Origin of the sequence: Halalkalibacterium halodurans (genome assembly GCF_004376175.1) — a bacterium.
Lineage (GTDB): Bacteria > Bacillota > Bacilli > Bacillales > Bacillaceae_D > Halalkalibacterium > Halalkalibacterium halodurans.
Genome location: NZ_SNUY01000096.1, coordinates 1 through 9,820 on the forward strand (window position 1 = coordinate 1; position 9,820 = coordinate 9,820).

General features: G+C 45.1%; 10 protein-coding genes. 9 read left to right on the forward strand and 1 reads right to left on the reverse strand.

Translation table 11 applies throughout. The features are described from left to right. Positions 1–354 (forward strand): integrase core domain-containing protein (locus tag E2L07_RS19325; RefSeq protein WP_134228631.1); only part of this gene is annotated, 354 nt, incomplete at its 5' end. A gap of 218 nt (positions 355–572) precedes the next feature. Here E2L07_RS19325 and E2L07_RS19330 read toward each other — a convergent pair. Beyond that, the gene (locus E2L07_RS19330; RefSeq protein ID WP_134230399.1) at positions 573–1,082 is read right to left on the reverse strand and encodes a cache domain-containing protein; all 510 of its coding nucleotides are present in this window, start codon (positions 1,080–1,082) and stop codon (positions 573–575) included. 314 nt (positions 1,083–1,396) lie between these two features. On the opposite strand from E2L07_RS19330, the gene E2L07_RS19335 reads away from it, so the two are divergent. The 8 genes from E2L07_RS19335 to E2L07_RS19370 all read left to right on the forward strand — a co-directional run bounded on the left by E2L07_RS19335 (position 1,397) and on the right by E2L07_RS19370 (position 9,630). After that, positions 1,397–2,374, forward strand: a complete 978-nt coding sequence (locus E2L07_RS19335) for an ABC transporter permease (protein ID WP_010896662.1) — start codon at positions 1,397–1,399, stop codon at positions 2,372–2,374. Positions 2,375–2,392: 18 nt separating this feature from the next. After that, positions 2,393–3,490 carry a glycoside hydrolase family 88/105 protein gene (locus tag E2L07_RS19340; RefSeq protein ID WP_134230400.1) on the forward strand — a complete coding sequence of 366 codons (1,098 nt, stop codon included), beginning with the start codon at positions 2,393–2,395 and terminating at the stop codon, positions 3,488–3,490. A 13-nt stretch (positions 3,491–3,503) separates the two neighbouring features. Then, on the forward strand, positions 3,504–3,983 hold the full coding sequence (locus E2L07_RS19345; RefSeq protein ID WP_053432200.1) for a hypothetical protein: 480 nt from the start codon (positions 3,504–3,506) through the stop codon (positions 3,981–3,983). A gap of 10 nt (positions 3,984–3,993) precedes the next feature. Then, the gene (locus tag E2L07_RS19350; protein WP_134230401.1) at positions 3,994–5,286 is read left to right on the forward strand and encodes a Gfo/Idh/MocA family protein; all 1,293 of its coding nucleotides are present in this window, start codon (positions 3,994–3,996) and stop codon (positions 5,284–5,286) included. A 32-nt stretch (positions 5,287–5,318) separates the two neighbouring features. Further along, positions 5,319–5,975 carry a YesL family protein gene (locus E2L07_RS19355; RefSeq protein ID WP_134230402.1) on the forward strand — a complete coding sequence of 219 codons (657 nt, stop codon included), beginning with the start codon at positions 5,319–5,321 and terminating at the stop codon, positions 5,973–5,975. A gap of 78 nt (positions 5,976–6,053) precedes the next feature. After that, positions 6,054–7,031: a bile acid:sodium symporter family protein gene (locus E2L07_RS19360; protein WP_166740137.1), complete on the forward strand. Its 978-nt coding sequence runs from the start codon at positions 6,054–6,056 to the stop codon at positions 7,029–7,031. Continuing rightward, the gene (locus E2L07_RS19365) at positions 7,028–8,521 is read left to right on the forward strand and encodes a UxaA family hydrolase (protein ID WP_053432204.1); all 1,494 of its coding nucleotides are present in this window, start codon (positions 7,028–7,030) and stop codon (positions 8,519–8,521) included. Before E2L07_RS19360 ends, E2L07_RS19365 begins: the two co-directional genes overlap by 4 nt. Further along, positions 8,521–9,630, forward strand: coding sequence for a M24 family metallopeptidase (locus tag E2L07_RS19370; protein WP_134230404.1), 1,110 nt, complete (start codon positions 8,521–8,523; stop codon positions 9,628–9,630). The genes E2L07_RS19365 and E2L07_RS19370 overlap by 1 nt, the downstream gene beginning before the upstream one ends. The last annotated feature ends 190 nt before the right edge of the window (positions 9,631–9,820 follow it).

Genomic DNA, 9,820 nt, shown 5'->3' on the forward strand with positions numbered 1-9,820 from the left:
GCACAGCATTTCTTCGCAGAGAACCACATATCGTTTGACGTAAAACAGGTCATCGGGCTAACAAATGAAGACGATGTCTCTAGAGAGTATCGACCTCTCAAGCAAATCATCGAGAGACTAAATCGCACGTTTAAAGGGAATTATCGATCGACGCACGGCTTTGGTTCTGAACAAGGATCTGTTTCTTTTGTGACATTGTTTGTGGCTTACTTTAACTTCTTACGTCCACATTCTTCACTCGAAGGGAAAGTGCCAGTAACAATTCCAGAATTAGAAAAGCTACCAACCATGCCAGCGAGGTGGACAGCCCTTATTGGATTAGCTCAAGACTGGATTCAACAACAGTCAGCCTAACTTTTGTTTAGCTGAGCCCTATTCAGCTATCGGCGAAGCGAACTCTTGACAAACCGAACTTGCCAATGGTTTAAAATGGAAAAAGTCAAGGGTTTATTTAGCATGCCTTCTTTTGTTCCCTTCGCCCTTGATTGACCTCTGAATAAACCATTGGTGTGTTTGTCAAGAGCGATAGCGTGGCATTTCCACCTAATAAATGGTAGGTAGTATGAACCGTGCTAGTTTTTCATAGAACTTTTGACACTACCCGTGTCCACTTCATAAATCCATGTTGAATTGACGGGTAATTCAAAATAGCGTTGGAAATGGTCCTCAATTTCTTTTTTCGTAATCCGCTGTAATCCCCAATTATTCATGAGCCATTCTTGGTTTGTGCTCAGCAACACAATGTCTTCAATACCAATCTCGTATGTTTGAAGGTGGGTTAATTCTTTGCGAATATCGTTATACAGTTGAAACTGTGTAGCAGTTAACGGTTGGTTCAACGTGTCTCGAAGCAAGCTTGAGTTGACAAAGTATGTGAGCGAATGGTCGGCTGTTTTTAAAATGTGTTCAATGTTCGTTTGCGTTTGGTAGACGCTGGAGCGCTTATCCTCCGAAACTTGTTCATGAATCGCGTCTGAAGCTTTAATGTAAGAAAATGTGCCTACAAGCAAGACTGGCAAAGTGCTTAAAATCAAAATAAATAAGATCAAACGAACATAGAACGTTGTCTTACGTTTGAACATGCGGCACCTCCTTACGAATATTTGATAGCGCTTTCACTAAACAGATTATACCTTCTTTTTCAAAATGAAAAAAGTGTTCGGAAAATTGTAACAAGTGGAAGGAAGAGTGTGAGGATATCGTCAAAGCTACGAGTGACAAGGGGTTTACTAGGGTCATAATCATTAGTTAACATCACGTTCATTTCTTCAGTTCTTTACCTGCTAAGGCTACCTGTGATAGCGTTTACAACTGCGTCACTTGATGATTATAGACGATATGAAGCGATTTGCGTTACGTTGGGGATAACGTTACGAGCAAAGGAGGTTCATCCCTAATGGCGCAAGCTTCAGTTGAACAAGCGTTGCCGATTGAATCGGCGGCTCCCTCCATTCCAAAAAAAGTGAGGCGACAGCAAAAGCTTAAGCGAATCTTTCGCAACAAATATTTGTATCTCATGATTTTACCGGGACTTGTTTACTTTCTCATTTTTAAATACGTCCCGATGTGGGGGCTTATCATCGCTTTTCAAGATTATCAGCCGTTTCTTGGTGTGACAGGAAGCGAATGGGTCGGCTTTAAACATTTTGAGCGATTGTTTACAGAACCGACATTTTTCCAACTATTACGCAACACACTCGTTCTATTTTTGTACAATTTAATCTTCTTTTTTCCGGTACCGATCATTCTAGCGGTGCTTTTAAATGAGATTCGTCTCATGGTGTTTAAACGTTTTGTCCAGACGATGATTTACATTCCCCACTTCATGTCATGGGTTATTGTCGTATCGCTTACGTATGTATTGTTTACGACTGATGGTGGTGTGATCAATGAGATCATTTATAGTATCACGGGAAAAAACGTGAACTTCTTAATGAGTGAGGATTGGTTCCGTCCTCTTTATATCTTGCAGGTCATTTGGCGGGAAGCGGGCTGGGCAACGATTATTTATTTTGCAGCAATCGCGGCAATTGATCCGTCCTTGTATGAAGCAGCGAAGATGGATGGTGCCAATCGCTTTCGGCAAATTTGGCACATTACGTTACCAGCGATTCGCAGTGTCATTGTCGTCCTCTTAATTCTGAAAATTGGTGATATTCTTGAGCTTGGTTTTGAGCATGTATTCCTGATGCTAAACGCGATGAATCGCGAAGTGGCAGAAATTTTTGATACGTACGTTTATACAGCAGGTTTAAAGGAAGGCCAATTTAGCTACAGTACCGCGGTAGGTTTCTTCAAGTCAATTGTCGGTTTGATCATGGTCATGCTTGCGAACTGGTTGGCAAAGAAATTTGGAGAAGAAGGCGTGTATTAACGAAAAGGAGGAAGGGATATGTCTACGTTGTCAGTAGCAACGATGGCAGTAGCAGAACAGGCGTGTCAAACGATAATGAAAAGGTATGAGCCTCTTGAGCTTCCACCGAAAAATCGTTGGCACTATCACCAAGGCGTGTTTTTGTATGGCATGTACCGGGTGTGGGAAGCGACGAAAAAGGAAGAGTATCTCTCTTATATCAAAGGGTATGTAGATGGACTCATCGATGAACATGGAAACTTTTATTTTGCCAGAGATGAACTAGACGCAATTCAAGCGGGGTTGTTGCTATTTCCCCTCTATGAAAAAACAAAGGATTCACGATATGAGGTAGCCGCGCGTAAGCTTCGTCAGCTTCTAACGACGATTAATCGCACGAGCGAAGGAGGGTATTGGCACAAAGATAAATACCCTTATCAAATGTGGTTAGATGGCCTCTATATGGCAGGTCCGTTTAAAATGAAGTTCGCACAAATGTTCAATGAACCAGAGCTAGTGGATCACGTTCTCTACCAAGAACAACTTATGCGTAGACATACGAGAGATCCAGAAACAGGGCTTTATTATCATGCATGGGACGAAAAGAAACAAATGCCTTGGGCTGATCCAAATACAGGTCGCTCTCAAGAAGTTTGGGGCCGCTCCATTGGATGGTACGGGATGGCGCTCGTCGATATAATAGAAGATTTGCCGGAAGGCCATCCATCTAGACATGAGTTGACCAAGGTGGTAACCGATTACGTCGATACGATCAGCCGTTATCAAGATCCAGACCATGGCTACTGGTATCAAATTGTAGACAAGGGCGAGCGGAAGGAGAATTGGCCTGAGTCTTCGGGAACGTGCTTGTTCTTGTATACGATCGCAAAAGGAATGAATCTAGGCATTTTTGATCATCGGTATGTCACACAACTTAGAAAAGGGTATCAAGGACTAGTCGATCACTTTGTCAAAATGGATAAAGATGGAGATGTGACGATTTCAGGGATCTGTATCGGTACCTCGTGTGGGGTTTATGATTATTACGTTGGAAGAGAGACGAGCGAGAATGATCTACATGGTGTCGGTGCCTTCTTGCTTGCGAGTGTGGAATGTGCAAGAGCATTGAGTCGATAGTGAGGAGATCACGATGAAATGGTTCATTTTGTTGCTCAGTTTGTACGTCATTAGCGGCTGTAGCAACTCATCGGATCAACTAGAAGTAAAAATTTATTCGGAATCGTTACAGCCTTTTGTGCATGAAATAGAACGAGCGGTTTCCGACGTTCGCGCAGTAGACATCCAGTTTCAAGCACCGTTTGCTGAAAAGCTCGTGCTGGATATCGTGGCGCAAGAAGGAGATTTGTTCATCGTGGACGAAGACTTGCTTCGTGCGATCTATGATCCTATCGGCCTCTACCCACTATATGAGGTGAGTCGTGAGTCGTTCGTTGATCAAGAGCGACTCAGTGATTATGAGGATCGAGAAGGAGGAGAAGTGACGTACTATGCCCTCCCTCTTTCCTTTGCAGGTTCAGACGTAGCTCTGTTCATCCCTCTATATAGTGAGCGTAAGGAGGAGGTTATGGATTTACTAATCGATGGATTTGATCTCCAATTAGAAAGGTGAGAAAAGAACGATGAAAAAATACGCGATTTGTGGAGTTAGTAATCGGGCATTGAGGATGTTTATTGCCCCCATACTGGACCAATATGCGAAAAATCACCAAGTAGTTGCCCTGTTGGATCAAGACCCGAGACGGCTAGAGATTGCAAAGGAGCAATATCCTCAACTTGAATCAGTACAAGGCTACGATGACCAATCGTTTGAACAGATGATGAATGAGACCAAGCCGGATGTGTTGCTCGTTTGCAGCCGTGATGATACGCACATTGACTACATTTTGAAAGGATTAGCCCACGATCTACATGTCATAACGGAAAAGCCAATGGTTACAACCGCTAAGGATGCAAAGCGGGTCATTGAAGCAGAAAACAAAAGTCGCGGAAAGGTGACCGTAACGTTTAATTATCGCTACGGATCCCATCATCGAAAAATTAAAGAGCTTATTTTAGAAGGACGGTTAGGGCGGATTACGTCGATTGATTTTAATTGGTACATCGATACGTATCACGGGGCAAGCTATTTTAAGCGTTGGAATCGAGTGAGAGACTATTCGGGTGGCTTGTCGATCCATAAGTCGACGCACCACTTTGATTTAGTCAACTGGTGGGTGGATCAGCGTCCGGTCGAAGCGTTCGCATACGGAGCCCTTAACTATTACGGAGCAGACGGTGAATTAAACCCTTCGAAAAAAAATGGACGTTTTTGTGGTACTTGTGACGAGCAAGATCGATGTCAATATTATCGCCGATGGACGACACGGTCACAAAGCTCGGCCGCAAAGGATGATCATATTGAATATGTCCCGAGCACGGCGAAGCTTTATACCGACTATCGGCCAGATGCCTGTATTTTCGATGAGGAAATCAACATCGAAGACACGTATGTTGCAACGGTTCGCTACGACCGGGGAACGCTATTAAGCTATTCGATTAATTTTTCCACTCCTTATGAAGGTTACCATCTAGTAATAAATGGGACGAAGGGACGGATTGAAACGAAAGAATATCATGAGCCGAGCCGGATTCCGTTTCCATTTGATGAGCAAACCATTGATTATTATCCTTTGTTCGGTTCAAAGGAGACGATTCACGTCGTGACGAATGAAGGTGGTCACGGTGGTGGCGATCCGATTTTGTTAGAGGATCTGTTTTTAGGCGTTGATCCTGCAAGACCGTATGAGATTTTAGCCGGGGCACAGGCAGGGTTTGATTCGATTGCTGTCGGTGAGGCAGTCTGGCGCTCAGTACAGACAGGACAACCGATTAAAATCGATGATTTACTGAAAGTGGAAGTACAGCAAAGATAAAAACGCAGGGTCTCATATGAAAGGGGGAGAACATGGTGGTGGAAATGCACGGGTTTACAGGAGCTTTTTATCGAGTCTGTGTCTGGATTGCTCGCTTTGCTTATGTGAATGCGTTATGGGTGACGTTTACCTTACTAGGGCTAATTGTCCTTGGCTTTATGCCCGCAACGACGGCGATGTTTGCCGTTGTTCGTAGGTGGGTGCAAAACGATCACGACATCCCGATCTTTAAAACCTTTGTCACCAACTATCGAAAAGACTTCGTCAAAGCGAATGGACTCGGGCTCTTTTATGGCCTCCTGATCGGACTCATTTTGGTCAATCTTGCCCTGCTTCCTCCCGACCCGTTGTGGGCCACACTGTTACGCTATGTTTTTATGTTCATGGGCCTCCTTACATTCGGAGCTTTGTTGTTTCTCATTCCAGTATTTGTCCAATTTGAGCTTTCTATTTATCAATACGTAAGAACGTCGATAATGCTCGCATTATCGTATCCACATTATGCGATCACAATGACTGCTGGGATGTTCGCCCTTCAATACGTATTCATGACGGTCCCAGGGCTTATCCCATTTTTTGCTGCAAGCTTTATTAGCTATGTTTTGATGTGGTTGTCCAACCGTGTGTTCTCTCATCTTAAAAAGAGGAGTGACGCGACTGATTATGAAGCACAGGCGAGCGGGGTGTAGAGAAATGAGTTGATAAAAGGACGAGTGTAAAGGGAACGATAACAGGACAACGGGTTGATGCTAGGAGGATTTACATCTATGGTTGACGACCGATTTAACCATTTTCGAATCATAAACCGAATCCTTGAGAAAGGGATGCCTGTCTTAACACCTGTCAGTGTGGCCATAGGCGTTTGGATGGCTGAAAGATTTTCTAACTTTGCAAGCGCGGTCCCATGGTTGTTTGCGGTTATTAGCTTTGTTGGTGCATTAGGGTTAACGTTGGTCGATATTAGGGAGCGTTTGCGCCGTCCGCTGGCCATGATCGTCACGTTGTTTATTTTACAAATTTTAATGCCGCTTATTGCATTGCTTGTAGGCATGTTGCTGTTTGACCCAATGACGAGGTCTGGGCTTGTGCTAGCCTTCTCTATCCCGACAGGTGTGATGAGCTTAATGTGGGTGACGATTTATCATGGCAACAAAAGCTTTGCCTTAGCAGTGGTCTTCATTCATACACTCCTTTCCCCCTTTTTCATTCCGTGGACATTGCGCTGGTTTATTGGGACTGATATTCCGTTTGATGTGGGCGGCATGGTATGGGGGCTACTATGGATGATTGTGATTCCTTCGCTGCTTGCCATTAGTGCCACTCGCTATACCCCGAAAGTCGTCCCTATGATGAAGGATGTGCTGTCCCCGATTGCTAAGCTACACCTTATTCTCATTATAATGATCAATAGCTCGGTTGCTGCACCGTTCATTCGGTCATGGGATCTTTCCCTTTTATACATCATCTTGACCGTCCTTGCCATTGCATTAAGCGGCTATGGTCTCGGTTATGTAGGCGCAAGGCTGTTGAAGCTCGATGAATCGATGAGAATTAGCATGGTCTACACGTGCGGGATGAGAAACATCGGGGCCGGTGCAGCGTTAGCTGTCGCCTATTTTCCGCCACCGGTTATGGTCCCGATCGTGGCTGCGATCTTATTTCAACAAGTGCTAGCTGCGGCGTTAGGGAAGTGGATGCGAACAGGAAGAACTGACCAGTCTCTTATAGGAAGGGGAACGACATGAACGAAAAATTTGCCTATATTCACGAAAAGGACAATGTCATCATTGCCTTGTCGCCTTTAGAACAAGGGGAAGTGCTCAATGTTAACGGCTTACCCATTACGTTAAGTGAATCTATCCCAAGGGGACATAAGGTAGCCATTGTTACGATCGAACAAGGGGAAGATGTAATCAAATATGGATTTCCCATTGGTAAAGCCACGACGACAATTCAACCTGGTGCCTGGGTCCATTCACAAAATATGAAAACGAAGCTGGAAGGTGTTCAGGAATACGACTATACACCAAGCGCTCCCTCGTTCCGAAAACAAGTAGAGAAGGTACGGACATTCCAAGGGTATGTCAGGGATAATGGTAATGTTGGTATCCGCAATGAAATTTGGATTATTAACACCGTAGGATGCATTAATAAAACGGCAGAACGACTCGCAGCCATAAGTAACGAAACGTGCGGAGCCGGTGTAGACGGTGTGTATCATTACCCTCATTTGTTCGGGTGCTCCCAGCTTGGTGATGACCTGCTTTATACGCAGAAAATATTAAGGAATCTCGTCCTTCATCCGAATGCGGCAGGGGTGCTCGTATTAGGGCTTGGCTGTGAAAACAACCATATTGCTGCTTTTAAGCAGGTGCTTGGCGACTATGATGACAGGCGAGTGAAGTTTCTTGCTGTCCAAGAGGCCGATAATGAAATGGAACAAGGACTCGCAATTATTGAGGAGTTGATTCGTTACGCGAAAACAGCCAAGCGCGAGCCTATCCCCCTTTCCAAGCTAAAAGTTGGCCTGAAGTGCGGAGGGTCTGACGGCTTTTCCGGAATTACCGCAAACCCCCTCGTCGGTGCGTTTTCTGATAAAGTCGTTGCCCATGGGGGGACAACGGTGATGACAGAGGTACCCGAAATGTTTGGGGCGGAGACGATTTTAATGAATCGTGCCAAGGATCAGGCAACCTTTGAAAAAATGGTTCGGCTCATTAACGATTTCAAAGAGTATTTCCTTCGGCACAATCAACCAGTCTATGAAAATCCATCTCCTGGGAACAAAGAGGGAGGGATTACGACACTTGAAGAAAAGTCATTAGGCTGTGTGCAAAAGGGTGGTTTTGCCGAAGTCGTCGATGTCCTCCCATACGGAGAAAGGTTGGAAAAGCCAGGATTAAACTTACTGCAAGGCCCAGGGAATGATTTAGTATCGGTGACAGCTCTCGCGGCAGCCGGTGCCCATTTTGTCTTGTTTACGACGGGTCGTGGAACCCCTTTTGGTGGCCCAGTGCCAACGGTAAAAATTTCGACTAACACGTCCCTTTATGAACGAAAGAAGCATTGGATTGATTTTAACGCCGGGCGGCTAGTTGAAGGGGCAACCTTGGATGAAGTAGCTGAAGAGTTGCTCGACTATGGGGTGAAGCTTGCTTCGGGAGAAGTGAGGGCGAAAAACGAAGAGTATGGGTTTAAGGAAATTTCCATTTTTAAGGATGGAGTCATATTGTAATGGAACGATTGTCTGAGCAAGTGAGGAAGGTGCGCCGATGGCTCATTGATCAACCATTTGACGGAATCTTGTTATCAGAACAAAAAAACATTGCCTGGCTTACAGGTGCTCGTGCGTACGTCAATCTGGCAACAGAGCGCTCCATCGTCTTTTTTCTAATCACCGAATCGGAGACGGTCATGTACTGTAGCAACATTGAAAAAGAGAGATTACTAGCAGAAGAGATTGGCGATACGGTTGGGGAAATCCATGTGTTTCCATGGTATGATCCTTTGCTCGCTGAGTCGATTACACAAGAGCAGTCAAAAATAGGGAAGGTTGTTCTCGATCGCGAAGTCGAAAGCGCATTCAAAGCGGTACGCTCAGCCCTTTCTCCTTCTCAAGTCGTGGGTTACCGTCAACTTGGCAAGTTGTCCGCTGCCGCGGTAGAGGAAACTGCCCTTGGATTACAACGAGGCGAAACGGAGCTAGAGATTGCAGGAAGACTTGCGAACGCTGCGATCAAACGAGGAATTGAACCTGTCGTCAACCTTGTGGCTGTTGATGACAGGGTGTCTGCTTACAGGCACCCATTACCGACTGACAAGCGGCTTGACCGCTATGTCATGATCGTCTTATCAGGACGGAGAAACGGCCAGTATATTTCGTTGACACGGCTCGTCCATTTTGGTGTGATCCCGATTGACCTGAAGAAAAAGCATGCAGCCGTATGCACCATTGATAGTAGATTGATGCATCACACGCGGGTCGGGCAGTCAATGGGTGATTTGTTTAAGGAGATGAAGGCAGCTTATGCTACTGTCGGTTATCTACATGAATGGAAAAACCATCATCAAGGTGGGCTAACAGGCTACGTTGGCCGGGAGCGATTGCTGCAGCCTGACGCTCAAGAGCTCATTCAAGCAAACGAAGTTTATGCGTGGAATCCAAGCATTACAGGGACAAAATCAGAAGACACCATTCTTGTAACAGAGTCAGGACCTGAAATATTAACGTTAGGGAAGAAATTTCCACTAATGACGGTTACGGTCGCTGGGTGTACGTACGAACGACCGGATATACTCGGGCGAAATGATGGAGGTAGTGTCAAAAGTTCTATGAAAAACTAGCACGGTTCATACTACCTACCATTTATTAGGTGGAAAGGCCGCGCTATCGCTCTTGACAAACACGCCAATGGTTTATTCAGAGGTCAATCAAGGGCGAAGGGAACAAAAGTAGGCATGCCAAATAACCCTTGACTTTTTCCATTTTAAACCATTGGCAAGTTCGGTTTGTCAAGAGTTCGCTTCGCCGATA